Source organism: Chitinophaga niastensis, from assembly GCF_003014755.1.
GTDB lineage: Bacteria > Bacteroidota > Bacteroidia > Chitinophagales > Chitinophagaceae > Chitinophaga > Chitinophaga niastensis.
In genome coordinates, this window is the sequence record NZ_PYAW01000006.1 from 241,750 (window position 1) to 267,568 (window position 25,819).

The 25,819-nt window shown below is 41.4% G+C and carries 29 protein-coding genes; 19 read left to right on the plus strand and 10 right to left on the minus strand.

The genetic code is table 11. The annotated features are described in order from the left end of the window. Window positions 1–75: 75 nt before the first annotated feature. Window positions 76–705 carry a hypothetical protein gene (locus CLV51_RS23740; RefSeq protein WP_106530588.1) on the minus strand — a complete coding sequence of 210 codons (630 nt, stop codon included), beginning with the start codon at window positions 703–705 and terminating at the stop codon, window positions 76–78. A 334-nt stretch (window positions 706–1,039) separates the two neighbouring features. On the opposite strand from CLV51_RS23740, the gene CLV51_RS23745 reads away from it, so the two are divergent. Continuing rightward, window positions 1,040–1,648: a tetratricopeptide repeat protein gene (locus CLV51_RS23745; RefSeq protein WP_106530589.1), complete on the plus strand. Its 609-nt coding sequence runs from the start codon at window positions 1,040–1,042 to the stop codon at window positions 1,646–1,648. Between the two features lie 57 nt (window positions 1,649–1,705). Here the strand turns inward: CLV51_RS23745 and CLV51_RS23750 are convergent, their stop codons facing one another. From CLV51_RS23750 to CLV51_RS23760, 3 genes are all read right to left on the minus strand, one after another. After that, window positions 1,706–2,035, minus strand: coding sequence for a hypothetical protein (locus CLV51_RS23750; protein WP_106530590.1), 330 nt, complete (start codon window positions 2,033–2,035; stop codon window positions 1,706–1,708). A gap of 124 nt (window positions 2,036–2,159) precedes the next feature. Continuing rightward, the gene (locus CLV51_RS23755) at window positions 2,160–2,567 is read right to left on the minus strand and encodes a hypothetical protein (protein WP_106530591.1); all 408 of its coding nucleotides are present in this window, start codon (window positions 2,565–2,567) and stop codon (window positions 2,160–2,162) included. Further along, on the minus strand, window positions 2,564–3,121 hold the full coding sequence (locus tag CLV51_RS23760; RefSeq protein ID WP_106530592.1) for an RNA polymerase sigma factor: 558 nt from the start codon (window positions 3,119–3,121) through the stop codon (window positions 2,564–2,566). Before CLV51_RS23760 ends, CLV51_RS23755 begins: the two co-directional genes overlap by 4 nt. 120 nt (window positions 3,122–3,241) lie before the next feature. Between CLV51_RS23760 and CLV51_RS23765 the strand changes: the two genes are divergently transcribed. The 3 genes from CLV51_RS23765 (at window position 3,242) to CLV51_RS23775 (ending at window position 5,669) form a co-directional block, all read left to right on the plus strand. Next, window positions 3,242–3,571 (plus strand): DUF6249 domain-containing protein, encoded by a 330-nt coding sequence (locus CLV51_RS23765; RefSeq protein ID WP_106530593.1) that lies wholly within the window; start codon window positions 3,242–3,244, stop codon window positions 3,569–3,571. 64 nt (window positions 3,572–3,635) lie between these two features. Beyond that, a complete protein-coding gene (locus CLV51_RS23770) occupies window positions 3,636–4,562 on the plus strand; it encodes a nuclear transport factor 2 family protein (protein WP_106530594.1) in 927 nt (308 codons plus the stop codon). 51 nt (window positions 4,563–4,613) lie between these two features. Further along, complete coding sequence (locus CLV51_RS23775; RefSeq protein ID WP_106530595.1) at window positions 4,614–5,669, plus strand: serine hydrolase domain-containing protein; 1,056 nt, start codon at window positions 4,614–4,616, stop codon at window positions 5,667–5,669. A 93-nt stretch (window positions 5,670–5,762) separates the two neighbouring features. Here CLV51_RS23775 and CLV51_RS23780 read toward each other — a convergent pair whose 3' ends face one another. Beyond that, window positions 5,763–6,503 (minus strand): AAA family ATPase, encoded by a 741-nt coding sequence (locus CLV51_RS23780; protein WP_106530596.1) that lies wholly within the window; start codon window positions 6,501–6,503, stop codon window positions 5,763–5,765. 204 nt (window positions 6,504–6,707) lie between these two features. Here CLV51_RS23780 and CLV51_RS23785 point away from each other — a divergent pair, with 204 nt between their 5' ends. After that, the gene (locus CLV51_RS23785) at window positions 6,708–8,162 is read left to right on the plus strand and encodes an aminoacyl-histidine dipeptidase (RefSeq protein WP_106530597.1); all 1,455 of its coding nucleotides are present in this window, start codon (window positions 6,708–6,710) and stop codon (window positions 8,160–8,162) included. Between the two features lie 267 nt (window positions 8,163–8,429). Then, window positions 8,430–9,248 (plus strand): HAD-IIA family hydrolase, encoded by an 819-nt coding sequence (locus CLV51_RS23790; protein WP_106530598.1) that lies wholly within the window; start codon window positions 8,430–8,432, stop codon window positions 9,246–9,248. Window positions 9,249–9,300: 52 nt separating this feature from the next. Here the strand turns inward: CLV51_RS23790 and CLV51_RS23795 are convergent, their stop codons facing one another. Then, window positions 9,301–9,843: a MepB family protein gene (locus CLV51_RS23795; protein WP_106530679.1), complete on the minus strand. Its 543-nt coding sequence runs from the start codon at window positions 9,841–9,843 to the stop codon at window positions 9,301–9,303. Between the two features lie 124 nt (window positions 9,844–9,967). Between CLV51_RS23795 and CLV51_RS23800 the strand changes: the two genes are divergently transcribed. From CLV51_RS23800 to CLV51_RS23820, 5 genes are all read left to right on the plus strand, one after another. After that, the gene (locus CLV51_RS23800) at window positions 9,968–10,366 is read left to right on the plus strand and encodes a hypothetical protein (RefSeq protein ID WP_106530599.1); all 399 of its coding nucleotides are present in this window, start codon (window positions 9,968–9,970) and stop codon (window positions 10,364–10,366) included. A 109-nt stretch (window positions 10,367–10,475) separates the two neighbouring features. Next, window positions 10,476–12,650 (plus strand): TonB-dependent receptor, encoded by a 2,175-nt coding sequence (locus tag CLV51_RS23805; protein WP_106530600.1) that lies wholly within the window; start codon window positions 10,476–10,478, stop codon window positions 12,648–12,650. A gap of 86 nt (window positions 12,651–12,736) precedes the next feature. Next, window positions 12,737–13,957, plus strand: a complete 1,221-nt coding sequence (locus tag CLV51_RS23810) for a metallophosphoesterase family protein (RefSeq protein WP_158267133.1) — start codon at window positions 12,737–12,739, stop codon at window positions 13,955–13,957. 391 nt (window positions 13,958–14,348) lie between these two features. Continuing rightward, window positions 14,349–15,575: an NAD(P)/FAD-dependent oxidoreductase gene (locus CLV51_RS23815; RefSeq protein ID WP_106530602.1), complete on the plus strand. Its 1,227-nt coding sequence runs from the start codon at window positions 14,349–14,351 to the stop codon at window positions 15,573–15,575. 53 nt (window positions 15,576–15,628) lie between these two features. Continuing rightward, window positions 15,629–16,759 (plus strand): alkaline phosphatase family protein, encoded by a 1,131-nt coding sequence (locus CLV51_RS23820; protein WP_106530603.1) that lies wholly within the window; start codon window positions 15,629–15,631, stop codon window positions 16,757–16,759. A gap of 102 nt (window positions 16,760–16,861) precedes the next feature. On the opposite strand, the gene CLV51_RS23825 is transcribed toward CLV51_RS23820, so the two are convergent. Beyond that, a complete protein-coding gene (locus CLV51_RS23825) occupies window positions 16,862–17,131 on the minus strand; it encodes a DUF1905 domain-containing protein (RefSeq protein ID WP_106530604.1) in 270 nt (89 codons plus the stop codon). Window positions 17,132–17,378: 247 nt separating this feature from the next. On the opposite strand from CLV51_RS23825, the gene CLV51_RS23830 reads away from it, so the two are divergent. Further along, window positions 17,379–19,085, plus strand: a complete 1,707-nt coding sequence (locus tag CLV51_RS23830; RefSeq protein ID WP_106530605.1) for an eCIS core domain-containing protein — start codon at window positions 17,379–17,381, stop codon at window positions 19,083–19,085. A gap of 24 nt (window positions 19,086–19,109) precedes the next feature. On the opposite strand, the gene CLV51_RS23835 is transcribed toward CLV51_RS23830, so the two are convergent. Continuing rightward, the gene (locus CLV51_RS23835) at window positions 19,110–19,586 is read right to left on the minus strand and encodes a RidA family protein (RefSeq protein WP_106530606.1); all 477 of its coding nucleotides are present in this window, start codon (window positions 19,584–19,586) and stop codon (window positions 19,110–19,112) included. A 68-nt stretch (window positions 19,587–19,654) separates the two neighbouring features. Further along, on the minus strand, window positions 19,655–20,068 hold the full coding sequence (locus CLV51_RS23840; RefSeq protein WP_106530607.1) for a winged helix-turn-helix transcriptional regulator: 414 nt from the start codon (window positions 20,066–20,068) through the stop codon (window positions 19,655–19,657). 370 nt (window positions 20,069–20,438) lie between these two features. Between CLV51_RS23840 and CLV51_RS23845 the strand changes: the two genes are divergently transcribed. Continuing rightward, entirely contained in the window at window positions 20,439–20,747 is a 309-nt protein-coding gene (locus CLV51_RS23845) for a hypothetical protein (protein ID WP_106530608.1), read from the plus strand. 79 nt (window positions 20,748–20,826) lie between these two features. Here CLV51_RS23845 and CLV51_RS23850 read toward each other — a convergent pair whose 3' ends face one another. Beyond that, the gene (locus CLV51_RS23850) at window positions 20,827–21,402 is read right to left on the minus strand and encodes a Crp/Fnr family transcriptional regulator (protein ID WP_106530609.1); all 576 of its coding nucleotides are present in this window, start codon (window positions 21,400–21,402) and stop codon (window positions 20,827–20,829) included. Between the two features lie 251 nt (window positions 21,403–21,653). Here CLV51_RS23850 and CLV51_RS23855 point away from each other — a divergent pair, with 251 nt between their 5' ends. From CLV51_RS23855 to CLV51_RS23880, 6 genes are all read left to right on the plus strand, one after another. Next, window positions 21,654–22,358 (plus strand): type 1 glutamine amidotransferase domain-containing protein, encoded by a 705-nt coding sequence (locus CLV51_RS23855; RefSeq protein ID WP_211302098.1) that lies wholly within the window; start codon window positions 21,654–21,656, stop codon window positions 22,356–22,358. A 205-nt stretch (window positions 22,359–22,563) separates the two neighbouring features. Beyond that, the gene (locus CLV51_RS23860; RefSeq protein ID WP_106530611.1) at window positions 22,564–23,046 is read left to right on the plus strand and encodes a DinB family protein; all 483 of its coding nucleotides are present in this window, start codon (window positions 22,564–22,566) and stop codon (window positions 23,044–23,046) included. A gap of 107 nt (window positions 23,047–23,153) precedes the next feature. Next, complete coding sequence (locus CLV51_RS23865; RefSeq protein WP_106530680.1) at window positions 23,154–23,552, plus strand: VOC family protein; 399 nt, start codon at window positions 23,154–23,156, stop codon at window positions 23,550–23,552. Between the two features lie 27 nt (window positions 23,553–23,579). Next, entirely contained in the window at window positions 23,580–23,933 is a 354-nt protein-coding gene (locus tag CLV51_RS23870; protein ID WP_106530612.1) for a YciI family protein, read from the plus strand. A 140-nt stretch (window positions 23,934–24,073) separates the two neighbouring features. After that, entirely contained in the window at window positions 24,074–24,511 is a 438-nt protein-coding gene (locus tag CLV51_RS23875) for an SRPBCC family protein (RefSeq protein ID WP_106530613.1), read from the plus strand. After that, the gene (locus CLV51_RS23880) at window positions 24,508–25,785 is read left to right on the plus strand and encodes an RNA polymerase sigma factor (RefSeq protein ID WP_106530614.1); all 1,278 of its coding nucleotides are present in this window, start codon (window positions 24,508–24,510) and stop codon (window positions 25,783–25,785) included. The genes CLV51_RS23875 and CLV51_RS23880 overlap by 4 nt, the downstream gene beginning before the upstream one ends. Window positions 25,786–25,819: the final 34 nt, after the last annotated feature.

Consider the following 25,819-nt stretch of genomic DNA (forward strand, 5'->3'; position numbering starts at 1 on the left):
CGGGTTTTTCTTATTAAGCAAGGAAGGATTGAACGATACTGATTTATATGCTTCCCTACATGGAAAGCATATAAATCAGTTGGTTTTACAAGGTTCTTCCTCAACAATATTGTAGTTTTTTTGTTCCGATTCAGGCAACCAGGTTTTGAGAGTATATATTCTGCACTGATGTGCTAATCTTAAAGCTGCCAGTCTAAGGGTTTCCTGGGTAACGGTATCATAAACGCAGATATTTGCAGAACACGAATCATTGAAGCTGATAGGTCTGAAATCTTGTTGTTCAAATTTGATCAGTAATCTCTGGAATTCCACCATCTTTGCTTCTACACATTTATCTTCGAATATGCTCATTCGGCCCCAGAATAATTGAAAAAATATCTTTCGTGCCTGCGCATATTCTGTAGAATCAGCATCAACATTAGAAAGGATCGAGACTTCATTTACAGCTTCTGCATAAACACTCATCTGCGCCTGATAAAACGATTTCTGGTACTCACGTGCAGCAGCAATTTGTGCATTGTCACTGTTCAGTTTATATTGCCAGACAGTCGCGAAGATTCCGAGGGCAATAGCAATGAACTGGAAAAATTTGATGGGGCCATCAAAACGGTCAAAAAATGATTTAGGTGCTGGAATACTTTTTCTTACTTCATTCCGGTATTGTTCTTCCAGCTGGATTTTCTCTTTTTCATTTTCTTTTAGCATTGTATTTAGAAATAAGGGTGAGGAAATGCATGAATGCCTTGTGTGTTCAGTAATATAGCTTTTAAAAGTTCATCCCGATGTAATGTAATAAGTCGATGGTGTGTATCATCTTTAAAAGTAATAGTATTACGTCGGACGTATGGGGTTTAATAAAGATAAGCAAATTGTATAGCTTAAATATTGAATTGGGAATACATCTGGATAATGCAGCTAATTTTTGCCAAAAATCGTAAATTTAAAACCTCCTGGTTCTTTATTTGTTCCATCAGGAGCACTAAAAATTATAATCCCTGAGCTAATTGTACTTTCATATTAAAATCATTAGTTTGAAAAGATGATAAATTTTCTAAGTAAGGCAGAACAGAATAGACGGTTCCGGTTAGGATATTGGTATGCTTTTCAAGCGTCATCAAAAAGGAAAAATTGGAAAAATATTTTTGCGCTGTGGTATTCAGCAGCTGGCAGTGGACATAAAAGATCTCAGTTTTATCTTGGCACTTGTTATGACAATGGTTTAGGTGTTGAGAAGGATATTGAAGGCGCCTTTAAATGGTATTTGCAGGCAGCGGCTCAAGGGCATATGGAATCCCAGTATAATATTGGCTTTTTTTATCGGAAGGGGGAGCTTGTGAAACAAGATCATAAAAAAGCAGTAAAATGGTTTACATTATCTGCGGAACAGGGCGACACAGAAGCCCAGAGAGATTTGGGGGTTTGCTATTTCTATGGTGAAGGTGTTAAAGAAGACTTTAGAAAAGCTGTTTATTGGTATAAAAAAGCAGCAAGAAAGAATGATCCCAAATCATTTTACAATTTGGGACTTTGTTATAAACATGGTCACGGAGTTGGACAATCTAACCGATGGGCAAAATATTATTTTGAGAAAGCAAACAAATTAGGACATAATGACGCTAAAAAGCAACTAAAACGCCTGATAATATAGCATACTGCTGTTCTGAGGTTAGCATATTTGATACACATTTTACTGCGGTCTTCACTACTACATTCTCTCCCCATGTTTTACAATTCCTATTTTGCCAAATACCATCATTTTTGTAAAATCTTTGTTACTGAGTGTGACCTCATTTTTTTTAAGTAATTCGCTGATAGATTCGGTAGCATTTTTAGTATCAGTGAGGAAAGAGTTATGCCTATCCATTACTAAATATATTTCAGCGCTACCAAATACCCGTTCAATGAGTTCCTTTACTTTGCTTTCATTGTAGTCGTCGCCAATACCAATGTAACTCCATTCATTGCCTTGTATCATCTCCCATTTAATGCGGCCTATATATCGCCCGCATACAATGAAAATATTTTTTGCATCCATTTAATGTAAAATATTTGAAGATAAAGATAAAGCAGGATTGCAAAGATATTTGCAAAATTAAGAAGGAAACCAACTTTTATATGCAGATATAGTGTGCATGGAGCAATCATGAGATGTTACTTTATTAATTTTGACTTCCGTCTCTTAACAGCTCATTATCCACCCATTGAACAGTTAATACGCATATCAAAGCTAAGACGCAAACCCATTTATAGCCCCAAACAGCCGCTAAAAGCTCATTCGCATATCGTTGGTTCACCACCAGCATACAACCATAGGAAAGCGTAAGACCAACTATAAATATTGCAACTGTCGATATATAAAACCGGAGATTACTTTTGCGGTAAACCTTTTCCTTCAGCCTTGCGGTTAGTTTCGAAGAAAAATTGTAGGGTAGCCCTTCGGAAGGGGACTCCTTCAGTTTTTCAAATAAAAACCGGTATGATTCAATATCCTGGGAAGATACATCCCCGAATACTCCTTGTCCTCCTTTATCCAGCCATTCCTGGAGCCTTTCATCGTTTTGATTCATAGCTGTTGGTTTTTAAAGTGGTGTTCAATTTTCTGTTTTAATAGTTTACGGCCGCGGAACAGGTACGTTTTTATAGTGGTTTCCGGTATCCCTGTAATGCTTTCGATTTCCGCACAGGAGAACTCATTCAGGTGATAGAGGGTTATGGTGATCCTGTACTTCTCAGGCATTTGTGATATCAGTTCTTCCAGGTATTGCCCCAGGTCTTTGCGGGTCAGCAAGCCCTCCGGGTTTTCGCTGGTGAAATGAAACTGATCCAGATCTGCCGGATAATCGGTGTTCCGGTGTTTATTGTTTTTTTTTATATGATTGATGGCCGTCAAATAAGCGATCCTTGCGATCCAGGTAGATAGCCTGGAGGCAAAGGCAAAGCGGGGCAAGCTATGATGTACTTTGATAAACACTTCCTGGCAGATATCCTCCTGGTCTTCTTTTTCCCTGACCAGCCGGTTGATGACAAAAAAAACCAGGTGCTCATATTGTTTTACCAGCGATTCAAAAGCCCGGAAATCCCCAATGAGTATCCTGGAAACCACTTGTTTTTCATCAAACATAACCTAGTAGTCAACGTTTGTTCTCTAAAGGTTGCAAATTTTTTTAAATAAACTGCAACCAGTACCCCATTTTAACTGACTACTGGGTAAATACCAGGTTCAAAGCCATAAAAATTAAACATGAAACAAATCGCACCCTTTATCTGCATGATTGCTGTTCTGATCGTCATCGCTGTTGTTATCATCAGCATGTTTCATTACCGGCTTAGGAAAAGGCTACTGGAATCAGGACCGGTGGATGAACACACCATACAATTTTTAAATCGTTTGCCCGGCGCAAGCGGGGAAGCACTGAAATGGGGCCTGATCCTGTTTTTCGGGGGACTGGGACTGGTTGTCCTTGAATTTATTCCCTATAACGCTGAAAAATCCTCCCTGCCTTTTGGCCTGGAGATCATGTTCCTTTCAGCGGGATTTCTGCTGTATTACTTTATCATGAAACGTAAGTAACCCTGAAATTTATTCATCAGGAGATTTTAATATTTATGATTCAAACAATCTAAAATAACTGAACATGAAATCCATACGGGTGCTGATTTCCATATTGTGCTTTAATGTATTAATTAATGTGACTGTTCAGGCGCAGTCCTCTACAAAAACAATTCCATCAATTTCATTGGAAGATCAATTAAATGCTAAAGACAGTCTTTTATTCGATGTAGTGTTTCATACCTGCAAGTTGCAGGATGTTGAATCCGTATTTACACCCGACTTTGAATATTACCAGGACAAAGGAGATCAGCAATCCGTATCTCTCACCTCCCGGTCAGAATTTATAGGAAATATCAAAAGAAAATGCGAAAGAGGGAATGGCGGCATGCAAATAAAAAGAGTGGCCAGCAATGTGCAGACTTTTCCTCTGAAGGATGATGGTGCCATGCAAACCGGTATACAACGTTTTTATCTTTTGGTGCCCGGTAAGGCTGATCAACTGATGGAGGTATCCCGCTTTTCCCGGGTATGGGTATCCAAAAACGGGGATTGGAAAATACAGCGGGAGCTGGACAACGTGCTGGACATGCCACAGCATCAAAATGCAGCGATGAAGGAACAAACCGTTTATATAGAAATCGCACACATGGACAGTGTACTATTTAATGCATTCAATCAACATGATTTTAAAACACTCAAATCGGTGTTCTCAGAAGACATGGAATTTTACCAGGACAAGACAGGCTTCACCGGCTATGCCTGGAATATGGACAATTTCAAAAAACACCTGGAAGATCCTTCCCTGTACACGCGCAGAGAATTGGTGGAAGGCAGCCTGGAAGTTTATCCGATGAATGGTTACGGCGCAGTGGAAATGGGTGTACATCGCTTTTATGGGAAACAGAACGGCCAGGAAAGGCTGGAAGCTACCGCCAGATTTGTAACACTTTGGCAAAAAAAAGATGGACACTGGAAGATCACCCGCGAGATCAGCTTTGATCACCAGTAAGCTGTATCTCTTTCAAATAAAATTGTATAGCTGTACAAAAATAAAAACGATATGAAAGGGATTGTTTTACTGACCGGGTTATTTATTTTGTCGGGGAGCCTGTATGCCCAGGTAAATAAAAAACTGGACAGCCTGCTGAATATACTGAGTGCAAATAATCAATTTATGGGTAGCCTCACTATCACCCGGAACGGGCATGTAATTTACAGTAAGATCAGTGGGTACGAACAATTAAATGACCACGGGCAAACCCCCGCTACTGAACACTCTAAATATAGAATCGGTTCCATCTCCAAATTATTTACGGCCACCATCATTTTTCAACTGATTGATGAAAACAAGCTGACACTGAACACTAAGCTGGATCAATTTTTCCCCTCGGTTCCAAATGCTAAACTGATCACAATCGGGAATTTACTCAATCACCATGGCGGACTAAGTGACCTCAAATCTATTCCTGATTTTACCTCCTGGACCCAGTCTCCAAAGTCGGAAGAAGATATATTGAAAGTGATTTCCCAAAGCACCGTTGAATTTTCACCTGGCACTAAAGCAGCATATAGCAACTCGGGGTTTATTTTGCTAAGCTATATTATAGAAAGAGTATGCCATCAGCCGTATGCACAAGTATTACAGGTACGCATCTGTAAAAAAATAGGATTAAGCGAAACCTATTATTCGGAAAAAAGAAATACCCGTCCGCATGAAAGTTATAGCTATGAATTTCAGGAAGGCTGGAAGCCGGTAGCAGAAACTGATTGGAGTATCCCTACAGGTGCAGGCGGCATATTATCCACCACTGCTGATATGGCAAAATTTATTACTTGTTTGTTTTCCGGAAAACTGATCAGTCCAAAAAGTTTAGATCAGATGAAAACCATTACAGACAACTATGGTATGGACCTGGTAGAAATGCGCTTCGATGATCACCTGGCATTAGGCCATACGGGGAGGATGGATGGCTATTGGTCAACCCTGGCCTATTTCCCGGAGAATGGTGTAGCCATTGCTTACAGTGCTAACGGTCAGCGGTATGCTATGGATGATGTTTTAAACGGGGTATTAAACATTTACTTTAATAAGATCTATGCTTTGCCCTCGTTTTAAAAATGATGGCGTTAACATTAATTTATTTTTTCAGTGTACCAAACGTTCTTCCAATAACATTTGATAAGGATTTTATGTGATGTAGATCAATGATTATGCTAATAAGATCTTCACCATGTTTTGATAATTATTAATAAACTGATGAGATACTTTATAGTTCTCTGTTTCTGCATATTTGGTTTTTTGCAAACCATTTTCTGTCAGTTCGTAAATAACAGCATCGGGATAAGCCATCACAATAGGTGAATGTGTAGCTATGATAAACTGAGAATCCTGTTGGATCAGTTCATGCATTCTCGCGAGCATGGCCATTTGGCGGGTGGGAGAGAGAGCTGCCTCCGGTTCATCCAGTATGTATAAGCCATTACCTGAAAAACGATGCATAAACAAAGACCAAAATGCTTCTCCATGTGATTGTTCATGTAAAGACACACCACCATAATTACGGATCAATTTTCCGCCGGGTCCTTCATCCAATTGTTCAATATTTGTAGCCACATTAAAAAAGCTCTCACCTCTGAGAAAGAAGCCATCCTTTGGCCGGATAGGGGCTTTAGCTATTCTGATATACTCATGCAACACAGAATGGGAAGTCCGGGTGGCAAAGTTGAAATTGATGGAACCACCTTCCGGGTTAAATCCACAGGCAACGGCAATGGCTTCGATCAAGGTCGATTTGCCCATTCCATTTTCACCTGACAGATAAGTTACTTTTGGATGAAATTTCAGGGAGGAAAAATTTTTCAACGCAGGAATATTAAAAGGGTACTGCTGCGGAGCGGTTACCTTATCCTTGTTAAAAATGAGTTCCAGTAAACCTCTTTTCGTAACCATTGCTGTTCTTTTTTGTATGAAAGTAGTAAATCCATAATAAAACGATTCGGGTTTAGGGAAAACCCGCAATAGCTTTTTTGCCGGTTTGAAATGATTTGTATACTTTGGTGAAGTTAATTAGCATCTTACTGATGATAGATTTGACAGATCCTGTAAAACTATCTGTACCAGGAAGATTACTATCAGCTTTTAATAAATAATTGAATGGAACTAAAAGATTTATCTCCGCAACACCTATGGAAAAATTTTGCCGGCTTAAATGCAGTCCCCAGGGCTTCTAAAAAAGAAGAACGGGTAATAGCATTCATTTTAGATTTTGGTAAAAGTTTAGGACTTGAAACAAAAAAGGATGCTATAGGAAATGTGCGCATTAAGAAACCCGCCACACCAGGAATGGAAGACCGTCAAACAGTTATCCTGCAAGCTCACCTGGATATGGTACACCAAAAAAACGGAGATGCTGTATTTGATTTTGACACCCAGGGCATTGAAATGTATGTTGACGGCGACTGGGTAAAAGCAAAAGGCACTACACTGGGAGCTGATAACGGGATTGGCGTAGCGGCTATCATGTCGGTATTATCTGCTGAAGATGTACCGCATCCTGCCATCGAAGCGATGTTTACCATTGATGAGGAAACGGGTATGACGGGAGCTAAACAATTAGATCCCGCCAATTTTACCGGTACTATTCTTCTCAACATGGATACAGAGGAAGAAACGGAATTAACGATCGGGTGTGCCGGTGGAATTGATACCAATACAAAAGGGTCTTATAAAGAAGTTCCTGTAGGAGATGGTTTTGTTTCATTCGAAATCAAAATAAAAGGATTGCTGGGCGGGCATTCCGGTATGGATATACATCGGGGAAGGGCAAATGCAAATAAACTGATGAACCGGTTGTTGTATAAAGCACAACAATCCTTTGCCATTCAGTTGGCAAATCTGAATGGGGGAAGTCTCCGGAACGCCATTCCGCGGGAATCTCAGGCACAGGTTATCATACCGGCAACAGATAAAGAAAGGTTCTTAGCTTTTGTGAGTGAGTTTACAGCTACTATCAAGGAAGAATATAAAACCATTGAAACCAATCTCATACTGGAGATAAACCCGGTAGCAATTCCTTCCCTGGTGATGGATACTGATTATTTCACTAAGATGGTACGTGCTATTTATGCAGTTCCCAACGGCGTATTCCGGATGAGTCCTGATATTGACCGTTTGGTAGAAGCTTCCAGTAACCTGGCCAGGGTAGTGGTTAAAGACGGGAGTTTTATTACACAATCTCTTCAGCGAAGCAGTGTGGAAAGCACGAAAGAAGATGTTGCGTTTGCTGTCGGCGCAGCATTTGATAATATTGGTTGCGAAGTAATACGGGGCGGGGCTTACCCGGGATGGAAGCCAGATGCTGATTCCGCTGTACTAAGATTGCTGTTGAATTTGTATAAAGATCATTTTGAACATGATCCCCAGGTAGGCGCTTGTCATGCAGGATTGGAATGTGGTATTTTAGGCGGTCACTTTGCCGGTTTGGATATGATATCTTTTGGTCCAACCATCCATGGCGCCCATTCTCCGGATGAATGCGTGCAGATTTCTTCCGTTGGCAGGTTTTATAATTATCTACTGCATATACTCAGGGAAATCCCGGTTAAATAAACAGTGTATCCGATAAATTTTTGCAGCCTTCAAATCCAACGATTTGAAGGCTTTTTGTTTTAATGACAGGTTCAGGTGTTCATCTTAAAAAAAATAAAAATCCCGGAATTTATTATTATCTTTAGCTGAGATACCCAGTCTTCGGGATATCAATATAACATTCATAGCTGCATCTACGCAGTTTCCTGCCTTTATACATTCCGTTATTTTTCTTATTAGCGTTTTTTTATTGACCAACAAATAATGTGTAACCAACATCGAATTGCTATGAAAAAAAAGGGATTTCTTATTGACATGGATGGAGTAATCTACAAGGGCAGTGAACCTATTCCGGGAGCTGTGGAGTTTATTAATGGCCTCAGAGATAGAGGGCTACCTTTTCTGTTCCTGACAAACAATAGCCAAAGAACCAGCAGGGATGTTTGCTACAAGCTGAATAAAATGGGATTCCGGGTAAATGATACGGACATCTTTACCTGTGCGATGGCCACTGCCAGGTACCTGGCTTCTAAAAAAGAAAATGGTACTGCCTATGTTATTGGTGAAGGCGGCCTGCTTACCGAGCTTTATAATGCAGGTTATTCTATTGTGGATGATCAGCCCGATTATGTTATTATAGGTGAAGGAAGAACTATTATGCTGGAATCTGTTGATAAGGCAATCAACATGGTGATGAAAGGCGCCAAATTAATTGCCACCAACCTGGATGCTAACTGTCCGATGGGAGAAGGGAAATACAGAGTAGGATGTGGCGCGCTGGTAGCGATGCTTGAATTTGCCAGCGGCATAAAAGCGTTTAGCGTTGGTAAGCCCAGTCCTGTTATGATGCGCATGGCCAGGAAAGCATTGCAGCTTACAACAGATGAAACAGTGATGATAGGAGATACCATGGGTACAGACATACTGGGCGCCGGATCAATGGGCTTTACCACTGTACTGACGCTTTCAGGGGTAACAAAAGAAGATGATCTGGCACATTTTGGTTATTCTCCTGATTTCATCATTAAATCTATTAAGGATCTGCTGAATGAAGAATTGTTTATGAGGGTAATGGGGGAGCCATTATTAGTTGATGCTACTTATTAGTGAACGTATATAAGCGATCAAACCCTTGTAGAAGCTTATTCTACAAGGGTTTCTAGCCTTCCTGGCAATAAAGTTTTTTCAAACGGACAAGATCTGTTGGCTTATCATCAGGTATTTCTAAGAAAAAATCCAATTGCCATTGTTGCGTTTTTTGTGCCTGCCTGTTCATAGTTTTATCCCATGGCGGGTATACCCGTATTGCCCGCTTACCGCCTTTGTTATTATTGGCTACTATATCATGTTCGCATAGCACAGCTATTGGAAATATAAACTGTCCAAAATGATTGCCATTCCGTGTGCTGATAATAAATAAATCTACCGGATCAGACATGTCATATGGCTCAATGGGGCCGTTTTGATGCCGTTTCCAGATAGTAACAAATTGCCCTGTTTTTGTTGGAGTGATTTTAGCCACACGAAACAGAACAGACAAACCATTCAGCTCAAATGTACAGGCGCCATATTCAGCGCTTTCCGCTTCCATTAACGGAGGAGTGTATTCGTAGCCACATTTATCATAAACAAGCTCCCTGGCTGCAAGGAGATCGCTGTGGATGTTATTGGTATGGTCATCTGAAGCTTTTTTACTTTTCATATAGTATCCTATAACTTTTGTTTTTGACAGTGCGATAATAATAAATTTATTTAACCAGGCCTCCGGGAACAACGCAATATTTAAGGGTGTACTGCATAGTACATTTCATATCTTTGCCTTTAGCATGGTTAAAAAAATCGTTAGTTTATTTTTTGCCTGTCTGTTTTTAACAGGAAGTACATTGCTGCCGTTAAGTGATTTTTCATTAATGGAGGATATTCCCGGTATGTTCCGTAACTATTCCTATATAACCACTACAGAAGAATTTGGGGTAATTGACTTTATAGGAGATTACCTGCTTCACGGAAAGGAAATGTTTGATCATAACAAACATGATAAACCTCAAAATAACGATAACAGTGTACAGTTCCAGCACCAGGCCAATCCTTTGAATGTTGTTTTTTTATACCGTTCTTTAACTTTAACATCGATTCCGGAATATCCCAAAAAATACCCGCTTTCAAAAGAATCGTTCCATACTTCCGGTTACCGGGACAAGCTTTTCAGGCCGCCTCTTGCCTGAACCTTTTATCTCCTTTCATTATAGCCATCAACTATTACATTATTCAAAAGCGCCTGTCTTGCTATGCCTGTTAGCATAGCAGAATAACAGCGGGCTTAAAATTAAGTACGTGAAAACTATTTTCATCATTATATCGTGTGTTTTATTATCTCATGTTGTAGTGGCTCAAAATTCGTTTAAAGCCATTATCCGAAACGATAAAACCAAAGAAATATTAAAAGGTGCCACAGCCACTATCCCGGATTTAAAAATTGTTGTTGCCGCAGACACCAGCGGGTTGATTATCATCCATAATATTCCGGATGGCAAATTTGAAATTGAAATTACTTATGTCGGCTATAGCCGGCAGGAAAAAGTATATGGTTTCCCGTTAAAGAACCCTGATCAGCTGGTAGAGATAGGCCTGGAGCCTGCTGTAGGGGAATTGGCAGAAGTGACCATACAAACCACCCGAACCAATCAAAACCTTCGTGATATACCAACAAGGATAGAAGTGCTGCCCCTGGAAGAACTGGATGAAAAAAGCACCATGAGGCCTGGCGACATCAAAATGTTGCTGGGGGAAGCTACAGGTATCCATGTGCAACAAGTCTCTGCTGTGAGCGGCACAACAAACTTCCGCATTCAGGGATTAGATAGTCGCTATACACAGCTGTTGCAGGATGGTATGCCTTTGTACCAGGGCTTTTCAGGTGGCCTGAGCTTATTGCAGATTAGTCCGCTTGACTTAAAACAAGTAGAATTTATTAAAGGTGCGGCATCTACTTTGTATGGTGGCGGAGCAATTGCCGGTTTGGTAAACCTGATCAGCAAAACTCCTGCCAAGGCACCGGAGCTCACCTTTTTATTAAATGGTACCAGCACTAAGGGAGCTGATGCCAGCGGTTTTTATTCGCAAAAATGGAAGCATATCGGCACCACTATATTTGGTGCATACAATTACAATGGCGCCTACGATCCTTCCTCAACCGGCTTTACAGCTATACCGCAAACGAAACGTTTTACCGTTAAGCCGAAAGTATTTTTATATATAGATGACCGGAACGCCGGATGGTTTGGGGTAAATACCACTTATGAAGATCGTTACGGTGGCGACATGCAGGTGATTGATGGGAAGGGCGATAATACACACCAATACTTTGAGCGCAACAAAACGTTCAGGTTATCCACCCAGCTGTCCTTTACCCATAAAATCAATGAAGAAAGCCGGATCAACTTTAAAAATTCCATTGGTTACTTTGATCGTCAACTAACGGAACCCGGTTTTAATTTTAGCGGGAAACAGCTATCCTCATTCAGTGAAATAAATTATGTTAACAATGGAGAACGCGCCAATTGGGTAGCAGGGGGTAATGCCATAACTGATCATTTCACCGCCGAACCGCCATTAAACAACCTGAATTATAGCCTGACAACCCTGGGGGCTTTTGTACAAAATACCTTTAAGGCGACGGATTGGTTTTCGCTGGAAAGTGGTGTAAGATTGGACTACAACACACCCGCACCCGGCAATCATTCAAATGGACTTTTTATTTTACCCCGTATAAATGCCCTGTTCAAATTAGATGAACATTTTACCAGTCGTATAGGTGGAGGTGCAGGCTACAAAATGCCAACACTTTTTAATAATCAGGGTGAGCAGGAAGGATATCAAAACATTCAACCCCTTAGTACAGGCAGTACCAAAGCAGAACAATCCTATGGTTTTAATGGTGATCTTAACTACCGTAGTGTTATCGGTGATGCTGCTATCAGTATTAACCAATTGTTCTTTTATACTTATGTAGATAAGCCCCTTATTTTACAAAACAATACCTTCATCAATGCGCCGGGGCATATCAGTACACAAGGAACAGAAACCAATATTAAACTGACCATGGATGAACTGGTGTTTTACCTGGGATATACTTATACTGATACCAAACAGCATTTTAATGGTCAAACAACCCGGCAGCCGCTTACACCACAAAACAGGATCAGCTTTGATGCTACCTATGAAATTGAAAATAGCTTCAGGTTTGGTGTAGAGAGCTTTTACACCAGCCCGCAATTATTAAGTGATGGAACAATGGGTAAAGGGTACATCACATTTGGTTTGCTGGTGCAAAAAATGTGGAAGCACCTGGATGTATTTATTAATGCCGAAAACTTAACAGACCGCAGGCAAACCCGTTGGGAAAATATTTATACGGGTAGCATCACGCATCCCAACTTCAGGGATATTTATGCGCCGCTGGACGGAGTGGTTGTTAATGGTGGTGTGAGGATTAAGCTGCTGCATTAAATAGCAGCAGCAGTAGATTTTAAAACAAGGGCTTCCATAGAAAATTAAAGCGATCGTCGTAAATTTGAATGAATAACCTCCAACTTATGCCCCGCAAAACCATCACTCCTCCGAAAAAGAAAAAAGCTGTGCACAAAACGCTTCGTTTTGCCCACCCTTTCTTTACTGCTGTTCCTCCTGCTTCCAGGCCTGTAGTACCTGGTGTAGGCAAACAAATGACTGACTATATACAAAATAAGCTATTACCTTTTCCTGCGCCACAGCGGAATACCGCACTAACCCTGGATGAAATCATCGGTTCAGCGGGTGCTGCAGAAATTGCAGCTGCCGGCCGTATTCGTTTTCATTCGATTGGTGATACCGGCCATGAAAATGGTTTGATGCAGGAATTGGTAGCAGCAGCAATGATCACAGATTATGATATTGCGCATCCTGTTACTTCCCCTGCATTTTTACTGCACCTGGGGGATGTTATTTATTATGATAACACCGATAAGGGTTACCAGTCGCAATTTTATATTCCCTATAAAAAATACCCCGGAAAGATAATCGCCATCCCTGGCAATCATGATGGTGAACTATTCAAATTCGACGGCACGCCTACTGGTCAAAAGGTAACGCTGGCGGCTTTTCAGCGTAATTTTTGTCAGCCCAAACCCGGTGTACCACCCGATGCGGGCACCATTTACCGCGAAATGGTGAGTCAGCCGGGCGTGTACTGGTACCTGGATGCACCCCTGGTAGATATAGTAGGTCTTTATTCCAATATAGGTGAAGGCCCCGGCTTTATATCAGGTAGTGTTATCGGGCAGTCACAGAAGGACTGGTTAATTAAAACACTCACCACTATTGCGAAGAGCAGGAATACAGGCGCCCGGAAAGCCTTGGTGCTGGCAGTGCATCACCCGCTTTACAGTGAAGGAGGACATAGCGCCAGTGACATTATGCTGGCCGATATTGATGATGCCTGCAAAAAAGCGAACATCCTGCCGGATGCTGTGCTGACAGCACACGCGCATAACTATCAGCGTTTTACCCGCTATGTTAAATCGGGTACTGAAAACTGGCAGATCCCTTATTTTGTGGTGGGTACCGGTGGTCGTGGCAGCAGCCCAGTAAAAGCAGCCAATGGCAAAAAAACAGGTGATGTAAGTTATGATGCTTCGTATATGGGTTATGGTTATCTCACCATTGATGTGACCGCGAAAAACATTGTATTCAATTTTACCCAGGTAGATGCTGCCGGTAAAAAAAGTGCCTTTGATAAAACGATTACGGTGGACCTGAAAACACACCACCTGGTATAAATGTATGGCAGTTGCAGCTGCTATATTTGTTATCTGCACCTCCTTCCGGTTTCTTCTCATTATTCATCCATTCAGCTATCAGCTGTTTCGGGTTAAATTTTGCGTTTATCTGCTATAGATATTATCTCCTTTGAAAAAAAAGTTTAGTATAAATAAACAATGTCTCGATATTTTGTATAATATTACTAAACAAAAGTTTACATGAAAAAATCATCCATCGATTATTAGCCACGTTTTTTTAAAGAATTATTCGCGTTCAAAACAAGTTTTTTTTATGCAATCAACGCTATTACTTGCCCTGCCTATAGGCAGCGTAGCCCGATGCCGCTGTTTTTCTTTTCTTAAAACATGCGCATTACCCCGGTAATAATAAACCTAAAAAAATAGTAACATGAACAATGAAAAAGCCGATGTAGTAATAATAGGCGGAGGTATATTTGGCTGCGCTATAGCTTATTATTATACCCGTGACAACCCGGGGGAAAAGATCATTGTGCTGGAACGTAATGAACTTTGTAATGCCGCTACCAGTCGCGCTGCTGCCTTAATGACAAGGATCCGTTCTAAAAAAGCATTTATACCCCTCTCCCTGGAAACCTACAACGCAGTAACAGCTATGGAACAGCAGCTGGGAGAAAGTATGGATGTAAAGACAGTGGGAGTAATGCATGTGGCGGCAGAAGAAAGTAGTGTAAAAGACCTGGAAGTATTAATGTCAATCGCCACGGAGTTTGGTGAACCTGCCACTTATATTACCGCTGGTGAGGCGCATAACAAAGCACCATGGTTGAAAACAGACGAAGCTATTCGTATTGGTTATATGCCGGGAGAAGCTTATTGCGATCCTTATCTTTTAGGAACTTTTTATGCACGCTGCGCAAAGATGCAGGGGGCTGATATCCGCCAGGGAGTTGAAGTTACCTCATTGTTGATGGAAGGAAACGTTGCAGCAGGTGTACACACAAAGGATGGCGTGATAAGGGCCAACAAAGTAATTGTGGCAGCAGGCGCCTGGGCGCCGCTGTTTGCTGCCCAGGCAGGTATCGGTTTACCAATGGCTCCTGTAAGAAGCCAATACTGGATCACAGAAAAAGCACCGGAGTTCCGGGTAGATGCCCCTATTGTGTTGTTGCCCGATGCGCAGGCCTATGCAAGGCCTGAAGGAGGAAGCCTGTTATTTGGTATAAGAGAAAAAAATTCATTTAGTGCTTCTCCGAAAGAGATCCCTGCTGAGATCAACAGCTTTTCCTTCAGCCCTGACAAAGGAATGCAGGATCTGTCGGAAGTAATAGACAGGCTGACGCGTTTTTTTCCTGCTGTGTATGAAACGGGGCTAAAATATTACGTGGCTGGTTTTTCCGGATATACGCCGGATAATAATCTCACGATGGGAGCAGCGCATGGTATAGCAAATTTGTTGCTGGCTACAGGATGCGTAGGCGCCGGTATCGCGGTTTCCGGTGGAGTAGGACATGCCTTTGCAGAAATGGCTGCAGGAAGACCCAATCCTTACGACTTTAGCAGCTTTGATATTAACAGGTTTGGAGAGATAGATCCTTTTAGCCAGGAATGGCTGGATAAGTGCGCCAGGGCAAGGTCTGCAAAGAAAAGCGGTTGAGTCGCAGTCAGAAAAATTCATCTCAGATCTATCTACTTAAATTTTATTGAACAATGAAAATGAAATCATTATTACTCTTAGCTTCTTTGCTGATGTGTACAGCAACGGATGCTCAACAAAAGTACCATACACAAAACATCATTTATATCTCTATAGATGGTTACCGTTGGAAAGAACTTTTCAGGGGAGCAGAACATGCACTGCTGGTTAGTAAAAAATATAATTCAACAGACACTACTGATAACCTGAAGCATTATTGGTCGGATGATATAAAGGAAAGAAGAAAGTTGCTGATGCCTTTTACATGGGATGTTATAGAGAAACACGGACAATTATATGGCAACCGCGATCTTGATAATAACGTGAATGTGCGTAACAAAGCATGGATTTCTTACCCGGGCCGCGCTGAAAGCCTTACAGGATATGCCGATCCGGCTATTACTACCAACAGTTATCCGGATAACCCCAATGACAATGTGCTGGAATTCCTCAACAATCAGAAAGGATTCAAGGGAAAGGTGGTCACCTTTGCTTCCTGGGATGTAGTAGGAAGGATTGTAAACAGGAACCGTAATGGGATGCTGGTAAATATTCCCTTTGAGAACCTGCAGGGAAATAACCTGTCTGAAGCCGAAAAACTAGCCAATGAAACACAGCATTATGCGCCCAAAATATGGGGCGATGATGAGCGGCTCGATGCCAATACATATGCGATAGCACGGTCTTATATTTTCGCGCATCACCCCAGGGTCGTGTACCTGGACCTCGCAGATACCGATGATTATGGACATGACGGGAAATATGATGCCTACTTGCAGGCTATTCATAATATAGATAAGATGATCGGTCATCTCTGGCAGGGATTGCAGCAGGACGACTTCTATAAAAATAAAACTACTTTCATTATTGTGCCCGACCACGGCCGTGGAGATGATCATCAATGGACCAGTCATGGATCATCCATTCCTCATGCTAACGATACCTGGCTGCTTGTTTTTGGGCCGGATACACCACCACTTGGTGAAATGAAAGGACCACAGCAGCTTTACCAGGATCAATTTGCCAAAACGCTGGCGGCTTTTTTAGGATTCAATTTTACAAGCAAACAACATCCTGTTGGGCAGGAAGTAACGACCGTTTTTATGAATCCGCAGCAAGCGCAATCAACTGCTACATCAAAGTAACCGGTGATGAAAAAATATGGCAGCCTTCAAGTCGTTTGATTTGAAGGCTTTTTTGTGTTTGATATTTTTTCAAAGGGATCAGTGTATTTTTTCATTTGGTGGTTAATGCACCCGTTCTTCCAGCTTAACGGTAACAATGTCCCCAACATCTTTTTTAATTACTTTCCGTAACTCCGCCTTTACGGGCAGTTTGTGTGTACCATCGCCCAAAGCCATAAATGAACTCCGGAATGGATGCCCGTCAATCGTTCCCTGTACTTTTACAAGCCCCCTGGTGCCAAAAAACGCAACAGAATCAGGCCAGATCAAATAGGTCCAGCCGCCTTTGCTGGGGCTTTTTTGCAGTGTTGCTTTAAATTGTTTGTTCAACATACCCTATGTATTTAACCTGTTTATAAAGTAATGTACGGTATACCAAAGTTATTTTGAATAACGCAATGAGACGATGTGTTGAAGCGACTTTTATGAGGGCTGATTGCGACAAATCCGGAGGATAATCAGGATAAAGAGTGTATTTTTGCTGTTATAAAGCATTTGCCATATTTGCAGTTGCAATTCCCCGATTGGTGAATAGACGCGTAGCCATACAACAGGTTTTTATCATTCCAAATCATCCGACATGTATTATCCCCGGAAAATAACAAATCCTCTTACCCAATCCGCTGCTGTCAGGGAACCTGTGTGTACGCATACCGCTCCTGTGCAGGCCAAACTGACCGTCAATACGCCGGGCGATACTTACGAACAGGAGGCCGACAGCGTGGCCGATAAAGTGATGCGGATGCCGGAAATCGCTGCGCCAGCCATTCAGCGCAAATGTGCCACCTGTGAAGAGGAGGAAAAGGATAAACATCTACAACTTAAACCACTTGCAGCGGATATAACGTCAATGGTACAACGAAAAGAAGGAGGAGAGGGCCAGGCTGCCGGCGAATCGGTTGCCGCTGCTTTACAGCACAGCAAAGGTAGCAGCGAGGCTTTGCCGGATCGTACCCGCAGCTGGATGGAAAACCGTTTTGGTACTACTTTCGGGCATGTCAGGATACATACAGATGCCAATGCGGTGCAGCTGAGCCGCGATGTCAGCGCACAGGCGTTTACCCATGGGCACGACATCTATTTTAACGAAGGTAAATTTGCTCCGGACACTACAGAAGGGAAACACCTGCTGGCACATGAGCTGACGCATGTGGTGCAGCAGCGTGGCACAGAGCAGATACAGCGCGCGCCGGCCCAACCAGCCGCGCCGGTACAAATTTCTCCGGAAGAGAAAGAGAAAAACAGGAAGGAGATGCAGGCGGAGTTCCAGTTCTGGAAAGACCTGAAAAACTGGTTTCCGGACGACGGCCGTAAAATTGCCGGTAGCGGTTATGATGATAGCATAGATTATCTCTTCACTAACCTGGATAATAAACCAGATCCGGATGGTACAGAAAACAGTGTTCCCATGGTATATGTCGGGAAAAAATACCTGGCAGAACAGAATGCTGATAAACGAAAAGCACTCATCAAAACAGAGCTGGAGAAAATAGATAAATACCGGTATGATAATGCGCTGATCGATGACCAGGATCTAAACAACCCTGCAGTAATGAGCAAGATCAAAGCATTAACGATATCAGAAAAAACGGATTACGCTAACAAGATGGCAAAACAGCAGTTTGTAGCGAACAAGGATATACTGGAGTTCATCAGGAAGATGATGCCTAGTACGGCGCTACCAGCAGGTGCCACAGCTACCAGGGATGGTGGCTATACCGTACAGTTCAAAAATATAAAGATCGTAGTGAAACCAGATGTATTGAATTCTAAGGAGGTGAAAGAAGATGCCGCGCACACCCAAATTTTGCGTACAGATAGTGATACTTACAACTCACGTCCCAAATATAATTATAAAGGAGAGAAAATAACAGAAGTGGGAGCTACTCATGTGCCACAGTTGGTTTATACAATACAATCTCATTACGGCACTAAAAGCGGTCCCGATAACACTTCGGGTTATGGGGTAGGTACCCGCCCGGGAGATACGGGCATCAACAAAACTTTACGCGGGCATGAAGGCTCACACGGCACCGCATTCATCAATTTTATCAGTAATAATATTGCTGCACATCCATTCCCTGTATTCACCGGTAAAGTAAATGACCCCAAAACGCCGTTTGAAACAGGCTTAGCTACCTATGAAAGTAGTGTACTGGCCTTTGACCAGATGCTGAAAGATGCGCTGGAAACCAGCATACAGTCGGTGGATTGTGTTGGCACCAAAACCATTGAGCAATTTTATACAGACAAGGGAGAAGTATCTGACGTGAAGTGTAATATGTAATAAATAATATGCTTTACAGATTGTCTATCCCTGTTTCTTAGGAATGATGGCAGTTGCTTCAATTTCTATCAACACATCATTCCTGAATAGTTTATTTACTTGCACCAATGTACTGGTAGGCGGTTTTTCGGTATTGATAAATTTATCCCTTACGCTCCGGATAGTTTGAATTTGCGCCACATCAGTTACAAAATAACCCAGCTTAACAATATTGTCCATTGTGCCACCGGCTTCTTCAATAATGTTTTTAATGTTCAGGAAAGACTGTTCTGTTTGTTTTCCTGCATCATCTTTTCCTATAAGAATACCTTGCTTATCTAACGCTACCTGTCCCGAAATAATGATCATCTTACAATTGCCCAGATCAATAACAGCTGCCTGGGAATATCCATGAGGAGTAGCTACAGCAGCCGGATTGGTCATTTGTACAATGGAGGGCTTTGTTTGAGCGAAAGCCATCATTGAAATAAATAAAGCGGGTATTAATACTGTTTTTTTCATGCTGATTTTTTTCCGGATTGAAAATAACCATTCTCCGCTAATCAACGACTATAATCTTGCACGTGGATTTATTTTATGTGTTGCTTGACTAAATCTTTTCTTATTTCTTTTTGCAATTCTTTGCCGCCTTTTACTAAATCTACTGCATGTTTATGCTTTTTCAGATCCACGGGTCTATGCTTAATGCTCCATGCACCAATTTCAACCATAATCGGCAATAGGTCAATACCCTTTTCGGTAAGACTGTAAATGTATTTTTGTTTATGCCCCGGATCATCTGCTTTACTGATTATTCCTTCCCGTTCCAGCATGACGAGCCTGTCTGTTAAGATATTAGACGCTATTTTTTCCTCGGATTGAAGCAATTCTCTGAAATATCGTTTCCCCTCAAACATAATATCCCTGATAATAATTAAGCTCCATTTATCTCCAAACACTTCAAGCGTAAGGTTTACCGGGCAAAACGACCTGTGCTTTTCCATATAATTACAACTTTTACTTTAAAACCAGTTGCATTTTGCAATTTGTTTTGTACTTTGCAACCAGTTGCTTTTTGAAAGCAGTACAAATTTAATGGAAACAATCCACACTTCTTTCGCCACCAATAAATAATAGAATATGAATCCAACAGCTGTCAGCCAATACCGACAGCCCCGAAAGCTTTGAGTACAGCGAAAAGTTTGTTTTGGTAGATAACCACCGCATCATACGGGGATACTATAATGGCACTGATAGCGCGGAAGTAAACAAATTGGAAAAAGACATCAAAGTTTTACTGGATGAAATGGCAAAAGAGAAAAGGAATCTATAGCATAAAAATCACAATTAATAAAACATAAAAATAGCATCAAAATGAAAAAAGTATTAGTTCGTTACAAAGTAAAAGCAGATAAAGTAACTGAAAATGAAACCCTCGTGAAAGAGGTGTACAAACAATTAAATGAAAATAAAATTGATGGCTTTCATTATTGCACTTTTAAACTGGGAGATGGCGTAAGCTTTGTTCACATTGCATTTGCTGATACCGAAGAAGCCAATACAGCATTTAGTAATTTGCCCGCCTTCAAAAATTTTCAGGCAAATATAAAAGATCGCTGTGAGGAGCTTCCTGTGGCAAGCCCGGTTACCATCATCGGTTCCAGCGATTTCCAGGTCATATAAATTTAACAGACTTCAGTAATATACGGGTCTATTGTAGATTAAATGGATAAATCAGGATTGGTTATCTGTGAAATGTTAATCAGTCCTGATTTTTACGGGAAAAACGACTTAATGTTTCCCTGGACACGCCGAGGAAAGAAGCGATCAAAGATTTGGGTACCCGCTGAAAAAGAGCAGGATATTGTTTCAGGAGCTGCTCATAACGGGACTGTGCATCATTGTTTAAAAGAGACAAGATCCGTTTTTGCAAAGCGATATATCCTAAACCGGTTTTTATCCTGAAAAAATGTTCTATTTTATGAAACTCATCGCAAAGTTTATTTTTATCTGCAAAAGAGATACATAACAGATCTACTTCTTCCATACAATCAATATTCAGATTTGCTTTTGATTGATTGGCCACAGCCTGGTAATCTGTAATCCACCAGTTCTCCATGGCAAACTGTATAATATGCTCCTTCCCGGCTTCATTCGTGTAAGCCGCCTTCAGCAAGCCGCTGACTACGAAATATTCATTTGTTACAGCGTCGCCTTCCTGCACTAAAAACTGGTGTTTCTTTAATTTTTTAGGAGTAAAGTAAGACAGGATATAATCAAATTCGGCGTCAGTTAAAGTAATGATTTCTTCAAAATGTTGTCTTAGTGCAATACTCATAATTGTTTAATAATAGGAAGATCTTCAAAAATCGGATTTGCTGGCACAAATTAATATTTAAAGATGACTTCCTGTATACCCTGTGATCTATGTCACTAAAAAATGGTGATATGTTTCCTTGTACAAGGAGTTCTTAAGCGCCAATTTTGCATAAAATAAATGACATGAAGATTAAAATAAGTTGCTTGCTGCTATTGCTAATGGCCTTTCAGGGATACAGTCAGAGTAAAACAAATTCAATTAAACAAGTCATGAACAAACTGGCATCAAAAAAGGTATTGATCGTAGTTACTTCCTTTGATGAAGTAAAAAGTACGGGCATAAAAACCGGCACCTGGATAGAAGAATTTGCTACGCCCTATTATTTGCTCACAGATAAGGGGATCGAAGTAACCATTGCTTCTCCCAACGGAGGAAAAGCCCCCATTGATCCTAAGAGCGCAAAACCTGAGTTCAGTACTGCTGCGGTGAAAAGGTTTTACAGCGATAAGGTAGCTCAGAAAAGGCTGGACCAAACGGTTAAGTTGAATGAAGTACACGCTAAAGATTATGACGCTGTTTTTTATCCCGGTGGCCATGGCCCTATGTGGGATCTTCCGGAAAATCCATTATCTATTCACCTCATTGCCTCTTTTTACGAGGCAGGAAAGCCGGTGGCACTGGTATGCCATGCTCCGGCAGCGCTTAAAAACGTGAAGGATAAAAGCGGGGAGCCATTGATTAAAGGTAAACAGGTTGCCGGTTATAGCAACAGTGAAGAAACAGCCGGACAAACCACTGCTGAAACTCCTTTTTTGCTGGAAGATATGTTGAAGGAAAAAGGAGCAAATTATGTGAAGGGAGAAGATTGGCATCCATTTGTGGTTGCATCCGGTAACTTAATCACAGGGCAGAACCCGGCTTCCGCTGAGGCAGTGGCTGAAAAAATTATAGCAGCCCTGGCAGACAAGCGTTAATGGATAAAATGAAGTAGTTGATTATTAGAAAGACTGAAAACCTGCGCCCGGCGCAGGTTTTTTGTTTTGGGGGTAATTGGTCCCCTTTTAAGTTACTTGTCGGGCCTTCACCTATGACCAGGGTCGTTAAAAATATTTTTCCCCGTAGTGTCCAAATGATAACAATTCGTTCGTCTTGTCTGTATTCAATCATAAAACCAAGAAAATGAAAAAATCAATTTATCAGTCACAGTTGATGTTCAACATGAACGAACGCTTATTCCTCAATGCGCTGGAAGGTCTTACTGATGATCAGACCCGGGAACGCCTCAGCGACCACAACAATCCCCTTATCTGGATTGCTACCCATACGGTATGGGCCAGATATAATGCGCTGACATTCCTGGGCCAGCCAGCTAAAAATCCGTTTGAAGGCATGTTCGAAAAATTTAAAGCCTATGATCCTGCCGATAAGTATCCTACATTGGACGTGGTAAAAGAAGAATGGAAAAAAGCCAGCACCCTGTTAAAAAGTGCCCTGGAAGCAGTAACAGAAGAACAGCTGGCAGCAGACTCGCCCCTGAAAAGCCCGATCGGCGACTTTACCAATGGCGGTACTATTGCCTTCCTGGCCCAGCACGAAAGTTATGACATCGGCCAGATAGGCTTCCTGAAAAAATATTATACCAGTAAAGCGATGGCTTATTAATCATTTTTTAAGAAAATGTGTTATCAAAGATAGCTTTCATTGTTGAACGGATGTTGACCAGTATTGATGGTGTTTTTTATTTTATAACAATCTTAAAAAATAATCAAATGGAAAAGATCAGCGCAAACACAAATGCATTAAACTGGTTTGAAATACCGGTTACAGACACTGCAAGGGCAAAGAAATTTTATGAAACTATCCTGGATGTGCAAATGGAATCCCAGGAAATGATGGGTATGGAAATGACTATGTTTCCATACGACATGCAATCTAATTCCGGTAAGGTTTCCGGCGCCCTGGTAAAAGGAGAAATGCACAAGCCGGGCGCAGACGGACCTGTTATTTACCTCAATGCTAATCCTGCTATTCAAACGGTAGTAGATAAAATTGAAGCTGCAGGAGGTAAGGTAATTATGCCAAGAACATTGATCAACGAACAGATCGGCTATATGGCCTTTTTTATTGATACGGAGGGTAACCGCCTGGCATTACATGCAGCTAATTAATTAACTTTAGGAATAATAAATAAAATAATGGCAGAATACCTTTTAATATTTCGTGGTGGAGATGCAGCCCGGGAGGAAGAGCAACAATCACCGGAGAGATGGCAGGCACACATGGAAAAATGGATGCAATGGATGGGTGCTTTAACCGAACAGGGAAAATTTGTAGGAGCGCAGCCGCTGAAAGTAGCCGGCAGAGTTGTAACAGGAACCGGAAAAGTGGTTACTGACGGACCTTTTGTAGAAGGAAAAGAAATGGTAGGCGGCTACCTGATATGCAAAGCAGAAAGCCTTGAAGAAGCGGTGGAGATATCCAAAGGATGTCCGGTACTGGAACATGATGGCATTGTGGAAGTAAGGGAAATTAATAGCCTGGCTCATTAAATGTAATCGATGTTACAGGCATTACCGATATTAAAATTGCATAGTACCCTACTATGCAATTTTAATATCAGGTACCTGCATTTAATATAACGATGATCCAAAGCAAGCACAAATAATGATGGCAAAAGATTAAAATACAAATGGTTGATATCTCAACAATAATAGTCATCAACAAGCCGTTGGCCATGGTAGCAGCTTATGCTGCCAATCCTGATAACGCCCCCGAATGGTATCAGAACATAAAATCTGTTGAATGGAAAACAGTAAAACCGATGAAAGTTGGTTCGCAAATGGCTTTTGTGGCACATTTCCTGGGTAAAAAACTGGAATATGTGTATGAAGTAGTGGCTTATCTGCCCAATGAAACACTGGTGATGCAGACTGCCCAGGGGCCTTTTCCTATGCAAACGAGGTATTCCTGGACCGCTGTTGACGACTACACCACCAAAATGGTTTTACGAAACACGGGAAGCCCTTCCGGGTTCTCAAAATTGTTTGCACCGTTTATGTCAATGGCGATGAGAGCTGCCAATAAAAAAGATTTGAAAAAGATTAAATCAATCCTGGAGAGCCATTGAACGCATCGTTTACCATCAGCAAACTGACAGATCAACTTTTCAGGCATGAAGCCGGAAAGATGGTTGCTTTATTGACAAAAATTTTCGGGACAGAGAATTTAGATATATCAGAAGATGTGGTACAGGACACCTTTATTAACGCCATGCAGGTATGGCCATTAAAAGGAGTGCCAGATAATCCTTCCGGCTGGTTATTCAGGGTCGCAAAAAACAAGGCCATTGATGTATTGCGCAGGAATAAGTTTTCGAGGCAGATCGATTTTAATGATCCTGAAAGGACCTTGCTGCAATCGGAATATACACTGACCGCAGCAGTAGAAAAACTATGGCGCGATGATGAAATACAAGATGATCTGTTAAGGATGATGTTTGCCTGTTGCCATCCTGATATTGCGGAAGAAAACCAGATCACATTAATATTAAAAACACTTTGCGGATTTTCTACCAGCGAAATTGCCAAAGCTTTTCTTACCTCAGAAGATACTGTTTCCAAAAGATTATACCGCACAAAAAACTTTTTCAGGGAAAAGAAAATCAAACCGGAATTTCCTGCGCCTGCACAATTGAAATATAGCATAGAAGCAGTTTTGAAGGCCATTTACTTGATATTTAATGAGGGATATAATGCTACCCATGCCAATGATCTGATCCGGAAAGATCTGCTGGATCAGGCGATGTACCTGTGTAAATTACTGGCAGAAAATGCCAACACCCGGTTGCCGGAAGTATTTGCAGCTATGGCTTTGATGTGTTTTCATTCCTCCCGGATCAACGGTCGTATTAACGAACAGGGGGAGATCGTTTTGCTTGCACAGCAGGATCGCAGTAAATGGAATCGTCAGCTGATTGAAGAAGGGAATGCCTTTATGAACAAAGCTGCATATGGCGATGTCATCAGCAGTTACCATATAGAAGCTGCCATTGCGTACGAGCATTGTATTGCCGAAACCTTTGAGCAAACCAACTGGCAAAATATCCTGGCTTATTACGACATGCTCGTTGCTGTTCATCCGAATGCTGTTGTTATGCTGCATCGTCTTACGGTTATCTATAAAGTTTTTGGCGCCGCCAAAACGCTGGAAGAGATGGACGCTGCGGTGTATAAAAAAGACTGGGAGAAAAACTATCTGTATTATGCTTTATTGGGAGATATTTATGCAAAAACGGCTCCCGAAAGATCGAAGGAATATTATCAGATCGCTTTTAACATGACACAATCATCTGCAGAAAAAAATCTGCTGCAGAAAAAAATGAATGACAGGGGCGGGATATAGGTGAAAATATAACAGCAGATCAAAACATCATTAT

What these genes read in the sequence shown, in the direction of transcription:
- CLV51_RS23740 (WP_106530588.1), bottom strand. Translation starts at nt 705, where the DNA reads ATGCTAAAAGAAAATGAAAAAGAGAAAATCCAGCTGGAAGAACAATAC.
- CLV51_RS23745 (WP_106530589.1), top strand. Translation starts at nt 1,040, where the DNA reads ATGATAAATTTTCTAAGTAAGGCAGAACAGAATAGACGGTTCCGGTTA.
- CLV51_RS23750 (WP_106530590.1), bottom strand. Translation starts at nt 2,035, where the DNA reads ATGGATGCAAAAAATATTTTCATTGTATGCGGGCGATATATAGGCCGC.
- CLV51_RS23755 (WP_106530591.1), bottom strand. Translation starts at nt 2,567, where the DNA reads ATGAATCAAAACGATGAAAGGCTCCAGGAATGGCTGGATAAAGGAGGA.
- CLV51_RS23760 (WP_106530592.1), bottom strand. Translation starts at nt 3,121, where the DNA reads ATGTTTGATGAAAAACAAGTGGTTTCCAGGATACTCATTGGGGATTTC.
- CLV51_RS23765 (WP_106530593.1), top strand. Translation starts at nt 3,242, where the DNA reads ATGAAACAAATCGCACCCTTTATCTGCATGATTGCTGTTCTGATCGTC.
- CLV51_RS23770 (WP_106530594.1), top strand. Translation starts at nt 3,636, where the DNA reads ATGAAATCCATACGGGTGCTGATTTCCATATTGTGCTTTAATGTATTA.
- CLV51_RS23775 (WP_106530595.1), top strand. Translation starts at nt 4,614, where the DNA reads ATGAAAGGGATTGTTTTACTGACCGGGTTATTTATTTTGTCGGGGAGC.
- CLV51_RS23780 (WP_106530596.1), bottom strand. Translation starts at nt 6,503, where the DNA reads ATGGTTACGAAAAGAGGTTTACTGGAACTCATTTTTAACAAGGATAAG.
- CLV51_RS23785 (WP_106530597.1), top strand. Translation starts at nt 6,708, where the DNA reads ATGGAACTAAAAGATTTATCTCCGCAACACCTATGGAAAAATTTTGCC.
- CLV51_RS23790 (WP_106530598.1), top strand. Translation starts at nt 8,430, where the DNA reads ATGAAAAAAAAGGGATTTCTTATTGACATGGATGGAGTAATCTACAAG.
- CLV51_RS23795 (WP_106530679.1), bottom strand. Translation starts at nt 9,843, where the DNA reads ATGAAAAGTAAAAAAGCTTCAGATGACCATACCAATAACATCCACAGC.
- CLV51_RS23800 (WP_106530599.1), top strand. Translation starts at nt 9,968, where the DNA reads ATGGTTAAAAAAATCGTTAGTTTATTTTTTGCCTGTCTGTTTTTAACA.
- CLV51_RS23810 (WP_158267133.1), top strand. Translation starts at nt 12,737, where the DNA reads ATGCCCCGCAAAACCATCACTCCTCCGAAAAAGAAAAAAGCTGTGCAC.
- CLV51_RS23815 (WP_106530602.1), top strand. Translation starts at nt 14,349, where the DNA reads ATGAACAATGAAAAAGCCGATGTAGTAATAATAGGCGGAGGTATATTT.
- CLV51_RS23820 (WP_106530603.1), top strand. Translation starts at nt 15,629, where the DNA reads ATGAAAATGAAATCATTATTACTCTTAGCTTCTTTGCTGATGTGTACA.
- CLV51_RS23825 (WP_106530604.1), bottom strand. Translation starts at nt 17,131, where the DNA reads ATGTTGAACAAACAATTTAAAGCAACACTGCAAAAAAGCCCCAGCAAA.
- CLV51_RS23830 (WP_106530605.1), top strand. Translation starts at nt 17,379, where the DNA reads ATGTATTATCCCCGGAAAATAACAAATCCTCTTACCCAATCCGCTGCT.
- CLV51_RS23835 (WP_106530606.1), bottom strand. Translation starts at nt 19,586, where the DNA reads ATGAAAAAAACAGTATTAATACCCGCTTTATTTATTTCAATGATGGCT.
- CLV51_RS23840 (WP_106530607.1), bottom strand. Translation starts at nt 20,068, where the DNA reads ATGGAAAAGCACAGGTCGTTTTGCCCGGTAAACCTTACGCTTGAAGTG.
- CLV51_RS23845 (WP_106530608.1), top strand. Translation starts at nt 20,439, where the DNA reads ATGAAAAAAGTATTAGTTCGTTACAAAGTAAAAGCAGATAAAGTAACT.
- CLV51_RS23850 (WP_106530609.1), bottom strand. Translation starts at nt 21,402, where the DNA reads ATGAGTATTGCACTAAGACAACATTTTGAAGAAATCATTACTTTAACT.
- CLV51_RS23855 (WP_211302098.1), top strand. Translation starts at nt 21,654, where the DNA reads ATGAACAAACTGGCATCAAAAAAGGTATTGATCGTAGTTACTTCCTTT.
- CLV51_RS23860 (WP_106530611.1), top strand. Translation starts at nt 22,564, where the DNA reads ATGAAAAAATCAATTTATCAGTCACAGTTGATGTTCAACATGAACGAA.
- CLV51_RS23865 (WP_106530680.1), top strand. Translation starts at nt 23,154, where the DNA reads ATGGAAAAGATCAGCGCAAACACAAATGCATTAAACTGGTTTGAAATA.
- CLV51_RS23870 (WP_106530612.1), top strand. Translation starts at nt 23,580, where the DNA reads ATGGCAGAATACCTTTTAATATTTCGTGGTGGAGATGCAGCCCGGGAG.
- CLV51_RS23875 (WP_106530613.1), top strand. Translation starts at nt 24,074, where the DNA reads ATGGTTGATATCTCAACAATAATAGTCATCAACAAGCCGTTGGCCATG.